This is a genomic window from Microbacterium sp. JZ31 (assembly GCF_016805985.1).
Lineage (GTDB): Bacteria > Actinomycetota > Actinomycetes > Actinomycetales > Microbacteriaceae > Microbacterium.
The window spans coordinates 806,012-825,640 of sequence record NZ_CP017661.1; the positions used below are offsets into that span (position 1 = coordinate 806,012).

Here is a 19,629-nt window from a genome sequence, read left to right on the forward strand (position 1 = left end):
TCATGGGGCTCACTCGGCGTCGTGGTCGGTGGTCAGCAGCTGCTCGAGCGTGTCGAGCACTCCCTCGCCGCCTTCGCCCTCCGCCGTCAGGGTGACCGTGTCGCCCTGCTCGACGCCGAGCGCGATCACGCCGAGGATGCTCGCGGCGTTGACCGGCTTGCCGTCGCCCTTCGCGATCGTGACGGGCACTCCCGCGTCCTTCGCCGCCTGCGCGAACAGCTTCGCGGGGCGCGCGTGAAGCCCGTGCGACGAGCCGATCTGAACGTTGCGAGTGGCCATTGTGGTGTCCTTTCGTCAGGCGGTCTCCGCGGTCGCGGATCCCGTTGCGGAGGGGGCGGCGGCGGTCACGAGCGCCAGGGCGCGGCTGCCGTCGCTGTCGGCGAAGATGTCGTCGGGAAGCAGCACGACGCGCACGCCCCGCGGTGCGGCGAGGCGGTGGATCTCGTCGAGCGAGCGCTCGAGATGCGGGCCGACCAGGACGACGTCGGTCGAGCGCAGGTCATCGGCGAGCGAGGACGCGGAACCGGCGGAGGCGCTGAGCGGCATCCCGGCCAGGGCGGCCGCGCGACGGAGGCGCAGGGCGACGAACGTGCTGGACGCGCCCGCACCGCACACCACGAGGATCCTCATCGACCGCACAGCCTCTTCTTCTTCGCAAAGTCCTTCTGGTCGATCCTGACCGGCCGCTGAGAGCGCCGCAACGAGGGTTGTTTCCGCCCGGGCGGAAAGTTTCGACCGTGGCCCCAGGTGCCGCGTGATTGACTGGCGAGCATGACGCGGCGTCGGCAGGACAGGGTGCTCGGCATCCTGATCCGCCGCGGCGAGTGGGTGACCGCCGCGACCCTCGCGGATCAGCTGGGCGTCACCCCGCGCAGCGTCCGGACCTACGTCACCGCCGCCAACGCACGCGTGCCGGGCACGGAGGCGATCGAGTCGGGCCCCGCCGGGTATCGCGCCACGTCGGCGGCTCCCGCCGTGCTGCGTGCCGGGGCCGAGGCGGATCCGGGCACGCCGCGCGAGCGGCTGCACGCGCTCGTGCGCGCGCTGCTGGATCAGCCCGACGGCATCGATGTGTACGACACCGCCGACCGCATGCACGTCAGCTCCGCGACGCTCGAGGCCGATCTCGGGCGGGTGCGAGCCCTGCTCGGCGGATCCGACCTCGCTCTCGAGCGCGCGGGATCCCGCATCCGGCTCGAGGGATCGGAGCTCGCGCAGCGCCGATTCGTGAGCCGCCTGGCGCACGACGAGATGGAGGAGGGTGCGTTCGATCTCGCGGCGCTGCGCCGCGCGGCCGACGCGATGGCGATCCCGTCCGAGGCGCTCGGCGCGTTCAAGAGCGACCTCGTCGCGCGGCTCGGCGAGCTCGGCTACTTCGTCAACGAGTTCGCCGCGGCCGACGTCGCGCTCCACGTCGCGATCGCGGCCGACCGGGTCGCGCAGGGGCGCGCTCTGGAGGCCGTGCACGGCGAGCCCGAGCCGGTGCGGGCGCGGTTCGCCGAGGTCGTGGGGGAGCTGACGAGCCGGCACTTCGGCGTGGAGCTCGGTCAGGGCGATCGCCTGCACCTGGCGGCGCTCGTGCTCACGCGCGTCGTCGTGCCCGGCTCGCGCGAGGAGCCCGCCGCACGGGTGGATCCGCAGATCGCCGCGGCGGTGCGCACGGCGGTCGAGCGGGCGGCGGCGTCGTACCTCGTCGACATCGCGCACGACGACTTCGTCGAGCGCCTGTCGCTCCACGTGCAGAATCTCGTGCACAGGGCGCGCGAGCAGGCGTGGTCGCGGAACCCGCTCACCCGCACGCTGAAGTCGGCGTATCCGATGATCTTCGACGTCGCGGTGTCGATCGCGAGCGAGCTCGCCGTGACGCTCGGCGTCCCCATCCACGACGACGAGATCGCCTACATCGCGATGCACGTCGGCGGGCGTCTCGAGCGCAGCCGCCGCGCGGAGACGATGCTGACCGCGACGATCGTGTGCCCCGGCTACTACGAGCTGCACGAGCTGCTGCGCTCGAGCGTGGACCGGTCGCTCGGCCGCTCGATCGAGGTCATCGGGGTCGAGACGCGCGTGGACCCGGACTGGACCGCGATCGACTCCGACCTCGTGCTGACCACGATCGAGCCGCCCGTCCTGTCCGCCGGCACGTCGCCCGACCGGATCGTGCGCATCCAGCCGTTCCTGACCGACGCCGACGTCGAGCGGGTCGCGGCCGCGGCGAGCCGCGTGCGCCGTTCCCGCCGGCTCGGTCGCCTCCGCGCCGAGCTCGCCCGCTACTTCTCGCCCGGCGCGTTCCTGCGGGGGATGGACGCCTCACGCGGCGAGGAGGGGATCATCCGCGACCTCGGCGCGCTGCTCGTGACCCAGGGCGTGATCGACGAGGAGTACGTCGCCAGCACGATCGAGCGCGAGCGGCTGTCGTCGACGGCGTTCACCGAGACGCTCGCGGTGCCGCACGCGCTGCGGATGACCGCCACCCGCACGGCGATCGCGATCGGCATCAGCGACCAGCCCGTGCGATGGGGCGACAGGCGCGTGCACGTCGTGGCGCTCGTGGCGTTCAGCGAGAACGACCGCGCCGCGTTCCAGACCGTGTTCGAGCAGCTGGTCGAGGTGTTCGGCGAGCCCGACAGCGCGCAGCGGCTCGTCCGGCGCGGCGTCGACCTGTCGTCGTTCCTGGACGAGCTCGCCGCCGTGATCGACGGCTGACGCCGGGGCGTCAGAGCCCGCGCGGGGCGAGCAGCGACTCGGCGATGTCGAGCGCGGCGTCCGCCCCCGGCCCCTCGGCCTCGAGCACGACCTCCTGGCCGCGCGTCAGCGCCAGGTCCATCACGGCCAGCACGCTGCCGGCGTCGACCGTGGCGCTCGCCGTGCGGATCCGGATTCCGCTCTCGCGCGTCCGCGCGAGGCGCGCCAGCTCGGCCGCGGGCCTGGCGTGCAGCCCCGCGGCCGCGGTGATCACGACCCTCCGCAGCGCCATCCCCACACCGTACCGGGCGGCGTCGAACCGGCGCTGATCCGCGACCCCGCCTGCGCCGCGTCTCCCCGCCCCGTGTTGCGGCGTGTGACGGGCGCGTGTGACAGGGCGGGCGGCGGTTCCTACCGTGGAGGCATGAGCGAGAACACGACCCAGGATGTGCTGCCGGTGCAGCGCGCGGTGGTCTCGGCGTGGCCGAGCGCGTGGATCGATGCTCTCGTCATGTGCACGGACGCATCGGGCGTCGTGCTGTCCACGCTCGCGGGCGACGCGCTCGCAATCGACGTGCGGGCGCGCGTGTCCGCGGGCGAGCCGGTGGCGTTCCATCCCGTCGCGGAGGTGCTGTCGGTCGGCGGCGAGCTGATCCGCGCCCGCCGCCGCTGATCCCTCCGGCCGTCAGGCCATCTGCATCGCGTCCATCGTCTTGCGGCAGGTCTCGACCATCGCCTCGCACGCCATGGCGCAGATGCGGCAGTGCTCGGCCATCTCGGCGTGCATGCGACACTCCGCCGCACAGGCCTCGCCCATGGTCATGCACGCCGTCATCATGGCCCGCATGACGCCCATGTCGTAGCCCATCGGGCGCATCATCATCCGCATGGTGGCGTGCGCCACGTCCGCCATGTTGGCGCACATTGCGGCGCACTTCGCCATGTTCTCGCCCGCGTCGGCGTCGGCGCACATCGTGGCCGTCATCTCGACCGCCGAGCACGCCTCGATGCACTCCTGCATTATCGCCATGTCCATGCCCGTCGCCTGCGTGCTCGGCATGGACTCCATCATGTCCATCATCATTCCCATGTGCGTCGTCCTCTCGTCGGGGGACGGCGGCGCCGCCCGTCTGCTCGCATGTTACGTCGCAGCCGGGCGGCGCCCAAGGGGGTTCAGGACAGGCGATCCAGCCGTTCCCGCACGGCCTGCTCGAGCGCCACGAGGCGCGCCGCGGAGTCCTCCCTGGACTCGCCGCGCACGTCGAGGTAGACCTTGAGCTTCGGCTCGGTGCCGCTCGGGCGGAAGATGATGCGGGATCCGTCCTCGAGCCGGTAGCGCAGGACGTCGCCGCCCAGACCGGCCGGGTCCTGCAAGAGGTCGTCGGCCAGCGCGACGGCGGTGTCGCCGAACGAGGAGGGCGGATCCGCGCGCAGCGCGGCCATCATGGTCGCGATCGTGGAGACGTCCTCGACGCGCACCGACACCTGGCCGCTCGCGTAGAAGCCGATCTCGGCCGTGAGCTCGTCGAGCAGGTCGGCGATCGTCAGGCCGCGGCCGCGCGCCTCGGTGGCGAGCGCGAGGAACGCGATCGACGCCGAGATGCCGTCCTTGTCGCGCACGGTCTCCGGATTGACGAGGTAGCCGAGCGCCTCCTCGAATCCGAACACCATGCCCGGCGCGCGCGAGATCCACTTGAAGCCCGTGAGGGTCTCGTGGAAGTCGAGGTCGTGCTTCCGCGCGATCGCGCCGAGGCCCGGCGACGACACGAGCGAGCACGCGAGCGAGGCGCCCGGCATGCCGGCCGCCGCCCGCGCGGCGCGGAGGCCGAGCAGCAGCCCGACCTCATTGCCGGTCAGGCGACGCCAGCCGCCCTCGCCGCCCTCGCCGCGCAGCGGGATGGCGACCGCGAGGCGGTCGGCATCCGGGTCCTGCGCGATCACGAACTCGGCGTCCGACGCGCGCGCCGTCGCGAAGGCGAGGTCCATCGCGCCCGGCTCCTCCGGGTTCGGGAACGACACGGTCGGGAAGCGGCCGTCCGGATCGATCTGCTCGGGCACCACGGTGGGCGCGGGGTAGCCGGCGGCGTCCAGCACGCGCGCGAAGGTCTCCCACCCGACGCCGTGCATCGCGGTGTAGACCCAGCGCGTGCCCGCGGCGCCCTCGGGCGCGGGCGCGACGGCGGCGGTCGCCGTCACGTACGCCTCGACGACCGCCTCGTCGGCGATCTCGTACTCGATCGAGCGTGGCAGGTCGAGCACGGAGCGCTCGTCCGCGATCCGGCGGATGGACGCCGCGATCTCGCCGTCGGACGGCGCCACGATCTGGGAGCCCGCGTCCCGGCCGCCGAGGTAGACCTTGTAGCCGTTGTCGTTCGGCGGGTTGTGACTCGCGGTGACCATGACGCCGGCATCGGCGCCGAGGTGTCGCACGGCGAACGCCAGCACGGGCGTCGGCAGGCGCCGGGGGAGCAGGATCGCGCGGAGCCCTGCTCCCGCGAACAGCTCCGCGGAGTCGCGCGCGAACACGTCGGAGTTGCGGCGGCCGTCGTAGCCGACGACGACCGTGGGCGTGCCCTCGGGGTCGCGCGCACGCAGGAACGCCGCGAAGCCCGCCGCGGCCTGCGCCACGAGCACGCGGTTCATGCGGTTGCTGCCGGCGCCGAGCTCGCCGCGCAGACCCGCGGTGCCGAACTGCAGCCGGCCGTCGAAGCGGTCGAAGAGGTCGTCGATCGCGTCCTCGTCGCCGGAGTCGGCGCGCTCGATCAGCGCCGCGAGCTCCTCGCGCGTCTCGTCGTCGGGGTCCTGCGCGAGCCAGGTGCGCGCCTGATCCAGGATGGCGGTGTCCATCACAGCCGCTCGATCACCTTCGCGAGCAGGGCCGAGATCACCGGCTCCGCCTGCCGGCCCGCGTCGATGACCTCCTCATGACTGAGCGGGTCGGGGGAGATGCCCGCGGCGAGGTTCGTGATGAGCGAGAAGCCGAGCACCTCCATGCCCGCCTCGCGCGCCGCGATGCCCTCGAGCGCGGTGGACATGCCGACGATGTGGCCGCCCATGGCCTTGGCCATCTGCACCTCGGCGGGCGTCTCGTAGTGGGGGCCGCGGAACTGGCAGTACACGCCCTCGTCGAGCGTCGGATCCACCTCGCGTGCGATGTCGCGCAGGCGGCGGGAGTACAGGTCGGTGAGGTCGATGAACGTGGCGCCCTCGAGCGGCGAGTCCGCGGTCAGGTTGAGGTGGTCGCTGATCAGCACGGGCTGACCCGCCTGCCACTGCTCCTTGATGCCGCCGGCGCCGTTCGTGAGCACCATGGTCTTCGCGCCGGTCGCCGCCGCGGTGCGCACGCTGTGCACGACGCGGCGGACGCCGTGGCCCTCGTAGTAGTGGGTGCGGGCGCCGATCACGAGGACCGCCCTGCCGCCGGCGGTGCGCAGCGAACGGATGGTGCCGACGTGGCCCGCGAGCGCGGGCTTGGAGAATCCGGTCACCTCAGTCGCGGGGATCTCCGCCACCGTCTCGCCGATCAGCTCGGCGGCCTTACCCCAGCCGCTCCCGAGGGTCACGGCGATGTCGTGGCGGTCGACGCCCGTCAGGCGCGCGATGTCGGCGGCGGCGGTCTGCGCGACCCGGAACGGATCGGCGGGGGCGTCGAGCGGATGAGCGTCGGTCATGGGACCACGATAGTCAGCGCCCGTCCGCGCGTCGGCCGAGAGGGGTCGTGCGGGACGTCGCCCGGCCGGCGCAAGGGGGTTCCGGGGCGGGTGTCGCGGTGGGCGAGAATGGACGCATGGTCTTCGACTTCGAACGCAGGCAGCGGATCGCGATCCTCGGTGGTGGCCCGGGCGGATACGAGGCGGCGCTCGCGGGCGCCCAGCTCGGGGCGGACGTCACCGTCATCGAGCGCGTCGGGATCGGCGGCTCGGCCGTGATCACCGACGTGGTGCCCTCGAAGACCCTCATCGCCACGGCCGACGCCGCACTCTCGGTGGCCGAGGCCGGCGACCTCGGCGTGCAGTTCTACGCGAAGGGCGACGGCGGCAAGCCGCTCAAGCCGGAGATCGCGATCAACCTGCTGGCGATCAACAAGCGCCTGCTCGCGCTCGCGGGGCAGCAGTCCGAGGACATGCGCTCGTCCCTGCTGGAGGCGGGCGTGCGGATCATCGCGGGCCACGGCCGCCTGGAGGGCGAGGACGCGATCGTCGTGTCCACCGGGCCGGACGGCACCGACTTCGACCGCATCGAGGCGGACACGATCGTGATCTCGACCGGCGCGACGCCGCGTGAGCTCCCCGCCGCGCGCCCCGACGGCGACCGCATCCTGACCTGGAAGCAGCTCTACAACCTCAGCGCGGTGCCCGAGCACCTGATCGTCGTCGGCTCGGGCGTGACGGGCGCCGAGTTCGCCTCGGCGTACATGAACCTGGGCGCCGAGGTCACGCTGGTCTCGAGCCGGGAGCAGGTGCTCCCCGGCGAGGACGCCGACGCCGCGAAGGTGCTGGAGAAGGTGTTCAAGCGCGGCGGCATGAAGCTGCTGGCGAAGGCGCGCGCCGACAAGGTCGAGAACACGGGCGACGGCGTCGTCGTGACCCTCTCCGACGGGCGCACGGTCGAGGGCTCGCACTGCCTGATGGCGGTCGGCGCCATCCCGAACACCGCCGGGATCGGCCTCGAGGAGGCGGGCGTGCAGATGACCGACTCCGGTCACATCCGGGTCAACAAGGTCAGCCGCACGTCCGTGCCGAACATCTACGCGGCAGGCGACTGCACGACGCTGCTGCCGCTCGCGTCGGTTGCCTCGATGCAGGGACGCACGGCCGTGTTCCATGCGATGGGCGACACCGCGATCCCGCTCGAGGAGCGCAAGATCGCGTCCAACATCTTCACCAACCCCGAGATCGCCACGGTCGGCTGGACCGAGAAGCAGATCGACGAGCGCGTCGTCGACGGCGAGGTGCACACGCTGCCTCTCGCCTCGAACGCCCGCGCCAAGATGATGGGCGTCAAGGACGGCTTCGTGAAGCTGTTCGCCCGCACGGGCTCCGGCACCGTGATCGGCGGCGTGATCGTGGCGCCCAAGGCGTCGGAGCTGATCTTCCCCCTCTCGCTCGCGGTCGAGCGCCGGCTGACCGTCGACCAGCTCGCGCGCGCGTTCGCGGCCTACCCCTCGCTGTCCGGATCCATCACGGACGCCGCACGCGCCATGCACCACGTGCAGTCCTGACTCCGATCGGGCGAGACCGCGGCACGGTCCGCGCTCGCCGCGGAGGCCGCGGAAGAAGCCGCGGGATGCTCGGTCATCCCGCGGCTTCTTCGCATTCCGGCCGCTCTCGGGGCGGGGCGCGCCGCTCGGCTGAGCAATCTGCACCGTGCTGCGCGTTGCCATTGCTCGCTCTGATGGCCGGGCGTAGCGTGTGCCGTGTCCGGACCAGGACGGCACTGAGCGCTCACGAAGCGCTGCGCGAACAAGGAGGTTCCGCGAATGTCGATCGCCATCCCCGCACCCCGGAGCGAGCTGATCGAGGGACTCGACGCCCCGCTCGGCGTGCTCGATCCCGAGGGTTCACGTCACCCGAGCCCCGTCCTCGACGACAGCCTCGCGGACGTCGACGAGTCGGCCCTCACCGACCTCTACGTCGACATGTCGGTCCTGCGCCGCGTGGACGAGGAGTCGTTCGCGCTCGCGCGTCAGGGCGAGCTCGCGCTGTGGCCGCCCCTGCGCGGGCAGGAGGCCGCCCAGATCGGAGCGCTCCGCGGCGTGCGCGACGACGACTTCCTGTTCCCCACGTACCGCGAGCACCCGCTCGCCCTGCTGCGGGGCGCGGACCCCGCCGAGGTGCTCTCCGTCTGGAAGGGCATGGCACTGTCGGGGTGGGACCCGTTCGCGCACCGCCTCGCGACGACGCAGATCATCATCGGCGCGCAGACGCTGCACGCGACGGGCTACGCCATGGCGGCGCGGCGCGACGGGGGCGACGACATCGCGCTTGCCTTCTTCGGCGACGGCGCGACGAGCGAGGGCGACGTGAGCGAGGCGATGGTCTTCGCGAGCTCGTTCCAGGCGCCCGTCGTGTTCTTCTGCCAGAACAACCAGTACGCGATCTCGGAGCCCGTGCGCGTGCAGTCGGAGACAGCGCTCGCGCTGCGCGCGACCGGGTTCGGCATCCCCGCGCTGCGCGTCGACGGCAACGACGTGCTGGCGGTGCTCGCGGCCGTGCGCATCGCGGCCGAGCGGGCGCGCGCGGGCGGCGGGGCCACCTTCGTGGAGGCCGTCACCTATCGGATGGGCCCGCACACCACGACGGACGACCCTGGTCGCTACCGCGACGAGGCGGAGGTCGCGGCGTGGGCCGCGAAGGATCCGATCGAGCGCCTCGAGCGCCACCTCGAGCGGATCGGCGCTCCCATCGCGCGCATCCGCGAGGAGGCGAGGATCCGGTGCGACGCGATCGCCGCGCAGGTGCGCGCGGGGGCGGCGCACACGACCGCGCCGGATACCGAGACCATGTTCGACGACGTCTACGTCGCTCCCACGCGCCGCCTCGAGCGCCAGCGGGCCGAGCACCTCGCCTTCGTGCGCAGCGTGGAGGGCCTGCGATGAGCGCCGAGACCCTCACGCTCGGGCGCGCGATCGGGCGCGCCCTGAGCGATGCGATGGACGCCGACCCGGCCGTCGTCCTCATGGGCGAGGACATCGGCAGGCTCGGCGGCGTGTTCCGGGTGACCGACGGCCTGCAGGCCCGGTTCGGGGCGGACCGCGTGATCGACTCGCCGCTCGCGGAGTCGGCGATCGTCGGCACGGCCGTCGGCATGGCGTACCGCGGCGCGTGTCCCGTCGTCGAGATCCAGTTCGACGGCTTCGTGTTCCCCGCGGTGGATCAGATCGTCGCGCAGGTCGCGCGCCTCCACTACCGCACGCACGGACGCGTGCGCATGCCCCTGACCATCCGGCTGCCGTACGGCGGCGGCATCGGCTCGGTCGAGCACCACGGCGAGTCGCCCGAGGCGTACTTCGCGCACACCCCGGGGCTGCGCGTCGTGACGGCGTCCAGCCCGCAGGAGGCCTACTCGACGCTGCGCGCGGCGATCGCGAGCGACGACCCCGTCGTGTTCCTGGAGCCCAAGGCGCGGTACTGGACCAAGGGCGACGTGGACGTCGCCATCGTCCGCGACATCGAGTCGGCGCAGGTCCTGACGCGGGGTCGCGACGTCACGCTCGCCGCCTACGGATCCGTCGTCCAGACGGCCCTCGAGGCGGCGGCGGCCGCCGTGGACGACGGGATCGAGATCGAGGTGATCGACCTGCGCTCGATCTCGCCGCTCGACCTCGACGCTGTCGTCGCGAGCGTCGAGCGCACGGGCCGGCTCGTCGTGGCGCACGAGGCGCCCGGCGAGGCGTCGGTGTCGAGCGAGCTGATCACGAGCGTCGTCGAGCGCGCGTTCGCGTCGCTCGAGGCGGCGCCCGAGCGCGTCACGGGCTACGACACGCCCTATCCGCCGTCCGCGCTCGAGTCGCACTACCTGCCAGGGCTGGACCGGATCCTCGACGCCGTCGACCGCACGCTGGGGCGCCGCTCGTCGCGCACGCTGCTGCGCCACGAGCCGAGCGAGCGGGCGCGCGACGCGCGGCCCGCCGTGCTCGAGGGGAGCGCGCGATGAGCGTCGTCTTCCGCCTGCCGGATCTGGGCGAGGGGCTCACGGAGAGCGAGATCGTGAGCTGGAAGGTCGCCGAGGGCGACGCGGTCGCGCTCAACCAGGTGATCGCCGAGGTCGAGACTGCCAAGGCCGTCGTCGACCTGCCGAGCCCGTACGCGGGCGTCGTCCGCCGCCTGCACGCGTCGGAGGGCGAGACGCTCGAGGTCGGCGCCCCGCTCGTGGAGTACGACGTCGAGGGCGAGTCGGATGCGCCCGCAGAGCCCGAGCCCGTCGCCCCGGCGTCGGGGGAGGAGCCGTCCGCACCCGAGGAACCCCCACCGTCCGCGCCGCCGGGCGGACCGGGCCTCGAGCCGGACGAGTCCGACGCGGTGGACAGGACCGAGGAGGAGCCCGCGGAGGAGGAGCCCGCCGAGGAGAGCGTGGCCGTGCTCGTGGGCTCGGTCAAGGTCGCGGGAGGCCGCAAGCCGAAGCGCGCGGCGCGGACGTTCGCGCAGACGCCGTTCGTGCGCGAGCAGCGGCAGCCCGCCCGCGCGTTCCCGCCCGTGCGGCGGCTCGCCAAGGAGCGCGGCATCGACCTCGCCGCCGTCGTGCCGACGGGGGAGGGCGGCGTCGTCACCCGCGCGGACCTCGACAGGGCCGTCGCGGCGCCGTCCGCGCGCTCGTCGCACCGCGAGCGCGTGAGCGGCCTGCGCAGGCAGACGGCGAAGGCGATGACCGCGGCCCTCGCGGTGCCGCACGCCGCGTGCTTCCTCCAGGTGGACGTGACCGAGACCCTGCGCCTTGCGCGCGACCTCGCGGCGGAGGGATCCCCGTCTCCCACGCTGCTGTCCCTCGCGAGCCGCGCCGTGATCCTCGCCGCGGCGCGCACGCCGGGCGTCAACGCGACGTTCCACGCCGATGCGGAGGAGATCGAGTTCCACGACCGGATCAACCTCGGCATCGCGGTCGCGACCGAGCGCGGACTGGTCGTGGCGAGCGTCGACGACGCCGATCGGCTGGATGCGACCCAGCTCGCCGGGGCGATCGCGGCGCGGGCGGCGGAGGCGCGGGACGGATCGATCGGCGTCGCGGCGCTCACCTCCTCGACGCTGACGATCTCGAACGTCGGCGTGTTCGGCGTGGACGGCGGCATCCCGCTCCTCACGCCGGGCCAATCCGCGATCGTCGCCCTGGGAGCCGTGCGGCGCCTGCCGTGGGAGCACGAGGGAGCCGTCGCGCTGCGCGACGTCATGACGATCACGGTGTCCTTCGACCACCGCGTGATCGACGGCCGCGAGGCGAGCGCCTTCGTGCGTGACATCGGCCGCGTGCTCGAGCGGCCCGGCCTGGCGCTCGCGCGCGGCTGACGGGGACGGCGCGGATGGCGACGAGAGGGCGGCGATGGAGCGGCTGACGACGGCGGTCGATGCGGGGAGCGCGGAGGGGACGGCTCGGGCCGAGGCGATGGCGGCGCTCGTCGGCGAGCTGCGCGACCGGCTGCAGGCAACGGCCCTCGGCGGGCCGCCGCGCGCGAGGGAACGGCACACCGCCCGCGGCAAGCTGCTGCCGCGTGAGCGCGTCGATCGGCTCCTCGATCCCGGCAGCCCGTTCCTCGAGCTGTCGCCGCTCGCCGGGAACGGCATGTACGACGACGAGGCGCCCGCGGCCGGCATCATCACGGGCATCGGGCTCGTCGAGGGCCGCCGCTGCATGGTGATCGCGAACGACGCGACCGTCAAGGGCGGGACGTACTACCCGCTGACGGTCAAGAAGCACCTGCGCGCGCAGCAGGTCGCGCGCGAGAACCGGCTGCCGTGCATCAGCCTCGTCGACTCCGGAGGCGCCTTCCTGCCGCTGCAGGACGAGGTGTTCCCCGATCGCGAGCACTTCGGCCGCATCTTCTACAACCAGGCGACGATGAGCGCCGAGGGCATCCCGCAGATCGCTTGCGTGATGGGATCATCGACCGCCGGCGGCGCGTACGTGCCCGCCATGAGCGACGAGACCGTGATCGTGGCCGAGCAGGGGACGATCTTCCTGGGCGGCCCGCCGCTCGTGAAGGCCGCCACGGGGGAGGTCGTCACGGCGGAGGATCTCGGCGGCGGCGAGCTGCACACGACGGTGTCGGGAGTCGCAGACCACCTCGCCGGCTCGGACGAGCACGCGCTCGGCATCGTGCGCGACATCGTCGCGACGCTGCCGCCCAGCCCCGCGCCCCCGTGGGAGGTCGCGCCGACGCAGGAGCCGCTCGTCGACCCCGCGACCCTCGGCGCGGTCGTCCCGGCCGATCTGCAGACGCCGTACGACGTGCGCGAGATCATCGCCCGCCTGGTCGACGGCAGCGCCTTCCACGAGTTCAAGGCGGGATTCGGCACGACGCTCGTGACGGGCTTCGCGCGCATCCACGGGCATCCGGTCGGCATCGTCGCCAACAACGGCGTGCTGTTCTCGGAGAGCGCGCAGAAGGGCGCGCACTTCATCGAGCTGTGCGACCAGCGCGGGGTGCCGCTCGTGTTCCTGCAGAACATCACGGGCTTCATGGTGGGCGCCGAGTACGAGCGCGGCGGCATCGCGAAGCACGGCGCGAAGATGGTGACGGCGGTGTCCTGCGCGCGGGTGCCGAAGCTCACGGTCGTCGTGGGCGGCTCGTTCGGGGCCGGCACGTACTCGATGTGCGGACGCGCGTACGATCCGCGCTTCCTCTGGCTGTGGCCGAACGCGCGCGTGTCCGTGATGGGGGGCCCGCAGGCCGCAAGCGTCCTGGCGACCGTCAAGCGCGAGCAGATCGAGGCCGAAGGCCGGCAGTGGGCACAGGACGAGCAGGCCGCGTTCGAGGCGCCGATCCGCGACCGGTACGAGCGGCAGGGATCGCCCTACTACTCGACCGCGCGTCTGTGGGACGACGGCGTCATCGACCCCGCGGACACCCGCCGCGTGCTGGGACTGGCGCTCGACGTCGCCGGTCAGGCACCGCTGCCGGACATCCGCTACGGCGTGTTCCGGATGTGAGGGGCGATGTTCGACAGGGTTCTGATCGCGAATCGCGGGGAGATCGCGCTCCGCATCATCCGCACGCTCGAGCGGATGGGGATCGCGTCCGTCGCGGTCTTCTCCGACGCCGACGCCGACGCGCCGCATGTCCGCGCCGCCACAACGGCCGTCCGCATCGGTCCGGCCGACGCGCGCCGCTCGTACCTCGACGGCGGGGCCGTGATCGCGGCGGCGCTCGCCGTGGGCGCGGAGGCGGTCCATCCTGGTTACGGATTCCTCTCCGAGAACGCCGCCTTCGCCCGCGCATGCGCCGGCGCGGGACTGGTCTTCATCGGACCGCCGGCCTCGGCGATCGAGACCATGGGCGACAAGATCCGCGCGCGGGCGGCGGTGGAGGCACGCGGCGTCGCGACCGTGCCGGGCATCGCCCGCGCCGGGCTCGACGACGCCGCGCTCATCGCGGGCGCGGCGGATGTCGGCTATCCCGTGCTGATCAAGCCGTCCGCGGGCGGCGGCGGCAAGGGCATGCACCGCGTCGACCGTCCCGAGGGGCTGGCGGACGCGCTCGCGCAGGCGCGACGCGAGGCCGCCGCGGCGTTCGGGGACGACACGCTGTTCGTCGAGCGGTTCGTCGCGGAACCCCGGCACATCGAGGTGCAGGTGCTCGCGGACGCGCACGGCCGGGTCGTCCATCTCGGCGAGCGCGAGTGCTCGCTGCAGCGGCGGCATCAGAAGGTGATCGAGGAGGCGCCGAGCCCCCTCCTGACGCCCGCGCAGCGCGCGGCGATCGGCGAGGCGGCGTGCGAGACGGCGCGCGCCGTCGGCTACACGGGAGCCGGCACCGTGGAGTTCATCGTGTCGGGCTCGCGCCCGGACGAGCCGTTCTTCATGGAGATGAACACGCGCCTGCAGGTCGAGCACCCGGTGACGGAGCTCGTCACGGGGATCGACCTCGTCGAGCAGCAGCTGCGCGTCGCGGCGGGTGAGCCGCTCGCGTTCGCGCAGGACGACGTCCGGCTCGACGGCCATGCGATCGAGGCGCGGATCTACGCGGAGGACCCGGCAGCGGGCTTCCTGCCGACGGGAGGGCGCCTGATCGCCGTGCGGTGGCCGCGCGATGTGCGGGTCGACGCGGGCGTCGAGGCCGGCACGGTCGTCACCTCCCACTACGACCCCATGCTGGCGAAGGTGATCGCGCACGCCCCCACGCGCGACGCGGCCGTGACGGCGCTGCGGTGCGCGCTCGCCGACACGCACCTGCCCGGCGTCGTGACGAACGTCGGGTTCCTGCGCCGCCTCCTGTTCGTGCCCGGCGTCGTGGACGGCTCCCTCGACACCGGTCTCGTCGACCGCGAGGCACCGGCGCTCGCGGCGGCTCCCACGCCCGACGCGGCCTTCACCGCCTGTGCGCTGCGCGACGTGCCCGCCGTCACGGGAGCCTGGCGCCCCGACGGATGGCGCCTGTCCGGCGCGCGGGGCGCCGTCCTGCGCTACGCGGATCCGGATGCGGACGTCGTCGCGACCGTCCGCCTCGACGCGGACGGTCGCACCGCGACCGTCGAACGCGGCGGCGAGGTGCGGCACGTCCGCCTCTCCGACGTCGCGGGGGTCGAGGTGCTCGCCGAGCCGGACGGCGGTGCCCTGTGGGTGCTCGGGCGGGACGGAGATCACCGCATCGCGGGCCCCGCATCGGCGCGCCGGGAGCGGCGGCGGACGGCGCCGGGGCTCGTGTCGCCCATGCCCGGAACGGTCGTGGCGGTGCACGCGTCCGACGGTTCGGAGATCGAGGAGGGGGCGGCGGTCGTGAGCGTCGAGGCGATGAAGATGGAGCACGTGCTGCGGGCGCCCGCCGCGGGCCTCGTGCGCATCGCGGTCGCGGTGGGCGAGGGCGTCGCGCGCGGGCAGGAGCTCGCCACGGTGGCGGCCAGGGGGGGAAACGCATGAGCGAGGAGCGGCGCATCCGGCAGCGCGGGCTGTGGTTCGACGAGTTCGAGCCCGGGGTCGTCTACGAGCACCGGCCGGGGCGAACGATCACCGAGGCCGACGACGTGCTGTTCACCACCATGACGATGAACTCGCAGGCGCTGCACCTCGATGCGCACTGGGCGGCCCAGACCGAGTTCGGCGAGCGCCTGGTGAACTCGATGCTCACGCTCGCCACCATCGTGGGCATGTCCACGGGGCAGCTCACGAACGGCACGATCGTCGCCAACCTCGGCTTCTCGCTCGTCGAGTTCCCCGCGCCGATGCGACACGGCGACACGCTGTACGGCGAGTCGCGGGTCGTCGACACGCGCGCCTCCCGCTCGCGGCCGGGGCAGGGGGTCGTGACGCTCGAGCACATCGGCCGGAACCAGGACGACGTCGTGGTCGCGCGCGCCGTCCGCGCCGTGCTCATGCAGGGGAGGCCGGCATGACGTTCGGCATGGGACCGGCCATCCTGTTCTGTCCGGGCGACCGGCCCGACCGATTCGCCAAGGCGGCCGAGCGCGCCGACGCCGTGATCCTCGACCTCGAGGACGCCGTCGCGCCGGAGGGTAAGCAGGCGGCGCGCGAGGCGGTCGCCGAGGCACGTCTCGACCCGGACCGCACCGTCGTGCGTGTGAACGACGCGCGCTCCGGCCTGCTCGCCGACGACCTCGCGGCCGTTCGGCGCTCGCCCTACCGCGCGGTCATGCTCGCGAAGACCGAGGACGCCGCCGAGCTCGACGCGATGGGCGACCTCGACGTCGTGGCGCTGTGCGAGACGGCGCGGGGCGTCGTGAACGCCGCGGCCATCTCCGCCCATCCGCGCGTCGTCGCCCTGATGTGGGGAGCCGAGGACCTCGTCGCCTCCCTCGGCGGGACGTCCAGCCGGGACGCGACGGGAGGCTACCGTGCCGTCGCGCTGCACGCCCGCTCGACCGTGCTGCTCGCCGCGGCGGCGGCCGGGAAGTCGGCCATCGACGCCGTGCACCTCGACATCCCCGACCTCGAGGGCTGTCGCGCCGAGGCGGAGGACGCCGCGGCGAGCGGCTTCGCGGCGAAGGCCGCCATCCATCCCTCGCACGTCGCCCCCATCCGCGACGCGTTCGCGCCATCCGGCGACGAGCTCGCGTGGGCGCGCGATGTCCTGGACGCGGCCCGCCTCGCCGCGGCCGAGGGCCGCGGCGTCTTCCGTTTCGACGGCCGCATGGTCGACGAGCCGGTCCTCCGACACGCGCGCGGCATCCTCGCGCGCGACCGCAGCGGAGCCACGAGCCCCGCACCGTGAAAGGAAAGACGACGATGTCGATCATCACGCCCACCCGCACGCCCGTCCCCGGCACCGAGATGCTCGAGCCCGAGCTGCAGGACCTCGCGCACCGCGTGCGCGAGTTCGCGGACGACGTCGTGGCACCGGCCGCCTATCAGTACGACACCGAGCGACGCCTGCCCCTCGAGATCATCCACGAGATGGGCCGGATGGGGCTGTTCGGACTGCCGCTTCCGGAGCAGTACGAGGGACAGGGGAAGACCTACCTGCACCTCTGCATCGCGGTCGAGCAGCTCGCACGCGTGGACCAGTCCATCGCCGTCACGCTCGAGGCGGGACTGGGGCTCGGCGCGATGCCGATCTACCGCTTCGGCACGGAGCAGCAGCGTCGCGACTATCTGCCGCCCCTTGCCCGCGGTGAGAACCTCGCCGCGTTCGGCCTCACGGAGGCGGAGGCGGGGTCGGACGCCGGCGCGACGAAGACCACGGCGACGCTGCAGGACGGCTGGTGGACGATCGACGGGACCAAGCAGTACATCACCAACTCCGGCACCCCCATCACGAGCGTGGTGACGGTGACGGCCGTGACCGGGCAGCGGCAGGGCGCGGACGGCTCCCGCCGGCCCGAGCTCTCCTCGATCATCGTCCCGGTGCCGACGCCCGGCTTCACGGCGCTTCCGTCCTACGACAAGGTCGGATGGCACACGTCCGACACGCATCCGCTGGTGTTCGACGGCGTCCGGGTGCCCGAGGAGAACCTGCTCGGCGAGCGCGGGCGCGGCTTCGCCAACTTCCTGTCGATCCTCGACGAGGGGCGCGTGGCGTTCGCCGCCCTGTGCGTCGGCGCCGCACAGGGGTGCCTCGAGCAGGCCGTGCTGCACGCCAGGAAGCGCGTGGTGTTCGGCAAGCCGATCGGCGAGAACCAGCACATCTCGTTCACGATCGCGCGCATGCAGGCCCGCGTCGCCGCCGCGCGCGCCGTGATGCACGACGCCGCGCGGCGCATCGACGCCCGCCTGCCCTTCACAACCGAGGCGTCGCTCGCCAAGCTGATCGGATCGGAGGCCGCGATGGCCAACGCGGCCGACGCGACGCAGATCTGCGGGGGCTGGGGCTTCATGAATGAGAACCCCGTCGCGCGGCACTACCGCGACGCGCGCATCCTCACGATCGGCGAGGGATCGACGGAGGTCCAGCTCGGCATCATCGCCCGCAGCCTCGGCTTCGCGAACGCGTTCTCCTGAGCCCCGGCCGCCGCTCCTGCAGGTCTACGCGATCTGCAGGAGCTGGTGGCCGGCCGGCACCGTGGTGCCGGGGGTGGCGTCGATCCGGGCGACCACGCCGTCCTTGTGCGCCTGCAGCGGCTGCTCCATCTTCATCGCCTCGAGCACGACCACGAGGTCGCCCTTGACGACCGTCTGGCCCTCCTCGACGGCGACCTTCACGACGGTCGCCTGCATGGGGGACTTCACGGCGTCGCCGGACGCGCCGCTCGACACGGCGGTCGAGTGGCTGCGGCGCGACGGCGGCACGATCGCGGGGCGACCGGCGGTGCCGGGCGCCTGCGCGATCCGGTCGGGCAGCGACACCTCGAGGCGCTTGCCCGCCACCTCGACGACCACCGTATGACGGCTCTCGGCCGCCCGCGGCGCCTCGAGCTCGCCGTCCCACGCCGGGATGTCGTTGACGAACTCGGTCTCGATCCAGCGCGTGTAGACGCCGAACGTGCCGTCCTCGGCCGTGAAGGCGGGGTCGCGCACGACCTTGCGGTGGAACGGCAGGACGGTCGGCAGACCCGCGACCTCGAACTCGTCGAGCGCGCGGCGCGAGCGCTCGAGCGCCTCGGCGCGGTCGCGGCCGGTGACGATGATCTTCGCCAGCAGCGAGTCGAACGCGCCGCCCACGACGTCGCCCGCGGTCACGCCCGAGTCCAGCCGGATGCCCGGGCCGCCGAACGTCTTGAAGACGTGAATGGGACCGGGCTGCGGCAGGAAGCCGCGACCGGGGTCCTCGCCGTTGATCCGGAACTCGATCGAGTGGCCGACGGGGGCGGGGTCGTCGTAGTCGAGCGTGCCGCCCGCCGCGATGCGGAACTGCTCGCGCACGAGGTCGATGCCCGTGACCTCCTCGGACACGGGGTGCTCGACCTGCAGGCGGGTGTTCACCTCGAGGAAGGAGATGGTGCCGTCCGCGCCGATCAGGAACTCGCACGTGCCGGCGCCGGTGTAGCCGACCTCGCGCAGGATGGCCTTCGACGCCTCGTACAGCGTCGCGTTCTGCTCGTCGGTCAGGAACGGCGCGGGCGCCTCCTCCACGAGCTTCTGGTGGCGGCGCTGCAGCGAGCAGTCGCGGGTCGAGATCACGACGACGTTGCCCTCGGCGTCCGCGAGGCACTGCGTCTCGACGTGGCGCGGCTTGTCGAGGTACTTCTCGACGAAGCACTCGCCGCGGCCGAACGCCGCGATGGCCTCGCGCGTGGCCGACTCGAACTGCTCGGGGACCTCCTCGAGCGTGCGCGCGACCTTCAGGCCGCGTCCGCCGCCGCCGTATGCCGCCTTGATGGCGATCGGCAGGCCGACCTCGCGCGCGAACGCGACGACCTCGTCGGCCGTGTCGACGGGGCCCGGCGTGCCGGGGGCCAGGGGAGCGCCCACCTTCTCGGCGACGTGACGCGCGGTGACCTTGTCGCCGAGCGCCTCGATCGCCTCGGGGGACGGGCCGATCCAGGTCAGGCCCGCCCCGATGACCGCACGCGCGAAGTCGGCGTTCTCGGCGAGGAAGCCGTAGCCGGGGTGCACGGCGTCGGCACCCGAGCGGCGCGCGACGGAGAGGATCTTGTCGATCTGCAGGTACGTGTCGGCGCTCGTCGCGCCGTCGAGCGCGTAGGCCTCGTCGGCGAGGCGTGCGTGCAACGCGTCACGGTCGGGGTCGGCGTAGACGGCGACGGACGAGATCCCGGAGTCGCGCGCCGCGCGGACGATGCGTACGGCGATCTCGCCGCGGTTCGCGATGAGCACCTTGGCGATGGCAGGCATGGATTCGAGCCTACCGACGGGCGCCCGTGGGTCTTTGAGCCCGTCCGACAA

General features: G+C 73.1%; 18 protein-coding genes. 11 read left to right on the forward strand and 7 right to left on the reverse strand.

The features are described 5' to 3' along the window. Positions 1-9: 9 nt before the first annotated feature. Complete coding sequence (locus tag BJP60_RS03895; protein ID WP_203137702.1) at positions 10-279, reverse strand: HPr family phosphocarrier protein; 270 nt, start codon at positions 277-279, stop codon at positions 10-12. A 15-nt stretch (positions 280-294) separates the two neighbouring features. After that, positions 295-630, reverse strand: a complete 336-nt coding sequence (locus BJP60_RS03900) for a PTS sugar transporter subunit IIB (RefSeq protein ID WP_203137704.1) — start codon at positions 628-630, stop codon at positions 295-297. Between the two features lie 141 nt (positions 631-771). Between BJP60_RS03900 and BJP60_RS03905 the strand changes: the two genes are divergently transcribed. Further along, on the forward strand, positions 772-2,706 hold the full coding sequence (locus tag BJP60_RS03905; protein WP_203137706.1) for a BglG family transcription antiterminator: 1,935 nt from the start codon (positions 772-774) through the stop codon (positions 2,704-2,706). 10 nt (positions 2,707-2,716) lie between these two features. Here BJP60_RS03905 and BJP60_RS03910 read toward each other — a convergent pair whose 3' ends face one another. Further along, on the reverse strand, positions 2,717-2,977 hold the full coding sequence (locus BJP60_RS03910; protein ID WP_203137708.1) for an HPr family phosphocarrier protein: 261 nt from the start codon (positions 2,975-2,977) through the stop codon (positions 2,717-2,719). A 132-nt stretch (positions 2,978-3,109) separates the two neighbouring features. Between BJP60_RS03910 and BJP60_RS03915 the strand changes: the two genes are divergently transcribed. After that, positions 3,110-3,358, forward strand: coding sequence for a hypothetical protein (locus tag BJP60_RS03915; protein WP_203137710.1), 249 nt, complete (start codon positions 3,110-3,112; stop codon positions 3,356-3,358). 12 nt (positions 3,359-3,370) lie between these two features. On the opposite strand, the gene BJP60_RS03920 is transcribed toward BJP60_RS03915, so the two are convergent. The 3 genes from BJP60_RS03920 to BJP60_RS03930 all read right to left on the reverse strand — a co-directional run bounded on the left by BJP60_RS03920 (position 3,371) and on the right by BJP60_RS03930 (position 6,356). Beyond that, on the reverse strand, positions 3,371-3,775 hold the full coding sequence (locus BJP60_RS03920; RefSeq protein WP_238439544.1) for an aldehyde dehydrogenase: 405 nt from the start codon (positions 3,773-3,775) through the stop codon (positions 3,371-3,373). A gap of 83 nt (positions 3,776-3,858) precedes the next feature. After that, positions 3,859-5,532 (reverse strand): phospho-sugar mutase, encoded by a 1,674-nt coding sequence (locus BJP60_RS03925; protein ID WP_203137712.1) that lies wholly within the window; start codon positions 5,530-5,532, stop codon positions 3,859-3,861. Then, positions 5,532-6,356, reverse strand: a complete 825-nt coding sequence (locus BJP60_RS03930; RefSeq protein ID WP_203137713.1) for a purine-nucleoside phosphorylase — start codon at positions 6,354-6,356, stop codon at positions 5,532-5,534. The genes BJP60_RS03925 and BJP60_RS03930 overlap by 1 nt, the downstream gene beginning before the upstream one ends. Positions 6,357-6,472: 116 nt before the next feature. Between BJP60_RS03930 and BJP60_RS03935 the strand changes: the two genes are divergently transcribed. The 9 genes from BJP60_RS03935 to BJP60_RS03975 all read left to right on the forward strand — a co-directional run bounded on the left by BJP60_RS03935 (position 6,473) and on the right by BJP60_RS03975 (position 17,787). Further along, on the forward strand, positions 6,473-7,906 hold the full coding sequence (locus BJP60_RS03935; protein ID WP_203137715.1) for an NAD(P)H-quinone dehydrogenase: 1,434 nt from the start codon (positions 6,473-6,475) through the stop codon (positions 7,904-7,906). Between the two features lie 258 nt (positions 7,907-8,164). Then, positions 8,165-9,283 (forward strand): thiamine pyrophosphate-dependent enzyme, encoded by a 1,119-nt coding sequence (locus BJP60_RS03940; protein ID WP_203137717.1) that lies wholly within the window; start codon positions 8,165-8,167, stop codon positions 9,281-9,283. Continuing rightward, on the forward strand, positions 9,280-10,341 hold the full coding sequence (locus BJP60_RS03945; RefSeq protein WP_203137719.1) for an alpha-ketoacid dehydrogenase subunit beta: 1,062 nt from the start codon (positions 9,280-9,282) through the stop codon (positions 10,339-10,341). The genes BJP60_RS03940 and BJP60_RS03945 overlap by 4 nt, the downstream gene beginning before the upstream one ends. Further along, entirely contained in the window at positions 10,338-11,684 is a 1,347-nt protein-coding gene (locus BJP60_RS03950) for a dihydrolipoamide acetyltransferase family protein (RefSeq protein ID WP_203137721.1), read from the forward strand. The genes BJP60_RS03945 and BJP60_RS03950 overlap by 4 nt, the downstream gene beginning before the upstream one ends. Before the next feature lie 34 nt (positions 11,685-11,718). Beyond that, positions 11,719-13,326, forward strand: coding sequence for a carboxyl transferase domain-containing protein (locus BJP60_RS03955; RefSeq protein WP_203137723.1), 1,608 nt, complete (start codon positions 11,719-11,721; stop codon positions 13,324-13,326). 6 nt (positions 13,327-13,332) lie between these two features. Beyond that, positions 13,333-15,252, forward strand: a complete 1,920-nt coding sequence (locus BJP60_RS03960) for an ATP-binding protein (RefSeq protein WP_203137724.1) — start codon at positions 13,333-13,335, stop codon at positions 15,250-15,252. Next, positions 15,249-15,725: a MaoC family dehydratase gene (locus BJP60_RS03965; RefSeq protein WP_203137725.1), complete on the forward strand. Its 477-nt coding sequence runs from the start codon at positions 15,249-15,251 to the stop codon at positions 15,723-15,725. The genes BJP60_RS03960 and BJP60_RS03965 overlap by 4 nt, the downstream gene beginning before the upstream one ends. Then, entirely contained in the window at positions 15,722-16,561 is an 840-nt protein-coding gene (locus BJP60_RS03970) for an HpcH/HpaI aldolase/citrate lyase family protein (protein ID WP_203137726.1), read from the forward strand. Before BJP60_RS03965 ends, BJP60_RS03970 begins: the two co-directional genes overlap by 4 nt. A gap of 14 nt (positions 16,562-16,575) precedes the next feature. Then, positions 16,576-17,787 (forward strand): acyl-CoA dehydrogenase family protein, encoded by a 1,212-nt coding sequence (locus BJP60_RS03975; protein ID WP_203137727.1) that lies wholly within the window; start codon positions 16,576-16,578, stop codon positions 17,785-17,787. Between the two features lie 24 nt (positions 17,788-17,811). Here the strand turns inward: BJP60_RS03975 and BJP60_RS03980 are convergent, their stop codons facing one another. Next, positions 17,812-19,578, reverse strand: coding sequence for an acetyl/propionyl/methylcrotonyl-CoA carboxylase subunit alpha (locus BJP60_RS03980; protein WP_203137728.1), 1,767 nt, complete (start codon positions 19,576-19,578; stop codon positions 17,812-17,814). Positions 19,579-19,629 lie beyond the last annotated feature (51 nt).

Excerpts from the sequence above, each read along its gene's own strand:
- BJP60_RS03895 (WP_203137702.1), bottom strand. The coding sequence starts at position 279 with ATGGCCACTCGCAACGTTCAGATCGGCTCGTCGCACGGGCTTCACGCG.
- BJP60_RS03900 (WP_203137704.1), bottom strand. The coding sequence starts at position 630 with ATGAGGATCCTCGTGGTGTGCGGTGCGGGCGCGTCCAGCACGTTCGTC.
- BJP60_RS03905 (WP_203137706.1), top strand. The coding sequence starts at position 772 with ATGACGCGGCGTCGGCAGGACAGGGTGCTCGGCATCCTGATCCGCCGC.
- BJP60_RS03910 (WP_203137708.1), bottom strand. The coding sequence starts at position 2,977 with ATGGCGCTGCGGAGGGTCGTGATCACCGCGGCCGCGGGGCTGCACGCC.
- BJP60_RS03915 (WP_203137710.1), top strand. The coding sequence starts at position 3,110 with ATGAGCGAGAACACGACCCAGGATGTGCTGCCGGTGCAGCGCGCGGTG.
- BJP60_RS03920 (WP_238439544.1), bottom strand. The coding sequence starts at position 3,775 with ATGGGAATGATGATGGACATGATGGAGTCCATGCCGAGCACGCAGGCG.
- BJP60_RS03925 (WP_203137712.1), bottom strand. The coding sequence starts at position 5,532 with ATGGACACCGCCATCCTGGATCAGGCGCGCACCTGGCTCGCGCAGGAC.
- BJP60_RS03930 (WP_203137713.1), bottom strand. The coding sequence starts at position 6,356 with ATGACCGACGCTCATCCGCTCGACGCCCCCGCCGATCCGTTCCGGGTC.
- BJP60_RS03935 (WP_203137715.1), top strand. The coding sequence starts at position 6,473 with ATGGTCTTCGACTTCGAACGCAGGCAGCGGATCGCGATCCTCGGTGGT.
- BJP60_RS03940 (WP_203137717.1), top strand. The coding sequence starts at position 8,165 with ATGTCGATCGCCATCCCCGCACCCCGGAGCGAGCTGATCGAGGGACTC.
- BJP60_RS03945 (WP_203137719.1), top strand. The coding sequence starts at position 9,280 with ATGAGCGCCGAGACCCTCACGCTCGGGCGCGCGATCGGGCGCGCCCTG.
- BJP60_RS03950 (WP_203137721.1), top strand. The coding sequence starts at position 10,338 with ATGAGCGTCGTCTTCCGCCTGCCGGATCTGGGCGAGGGGCTCACGGAG.
- BJP60_RS03955 (WP_203137723.1), top strand. The coding sequence starts at position 11,719 with ATGGAGCGGCTGACGACGGCGGTCGATGCGGGGAGCGCGGAGGGGACG.
- BJP60_RS03960 (WP_203137724.1), top strand. The coding sequence starts at position 13,333 with ATGTTCGACAGGGTTCTGATCGCGAATCGCGGGGAGATCGCGCTCCGC.
- BJP60_RS03965 (WP_203137725.1), top strand. The coding sequence starts at position 15,249 with ATGAGCGAGGAGCGGCGCATCCGGCAGCGCGGGCTGTGGTTCGACGAG.
- BJP60_RS03970 (WP_203137726.1), top strand. The coding sequence starts at position 15,722 with ATGACGTTCGGCATGGGACCGGCCATCCTGTTCTGTCCGGGCGACCGG.
- BJP60_RS03975 (WP_203137727.1), top strand. The coding sequence starts at position 16,576 with ATGTCGATCATCACGCCCACCCGCACGCCCGTCCCCGGCACCGAGATG.
- BJP60_RS03980 (WP_203137728.1), bottom strand. The coding sequence starts at position 19,578 with ATGCCTGCCATCGCCAAGGTGCTCATCGCGAACCGCGGCGAGATCGCC.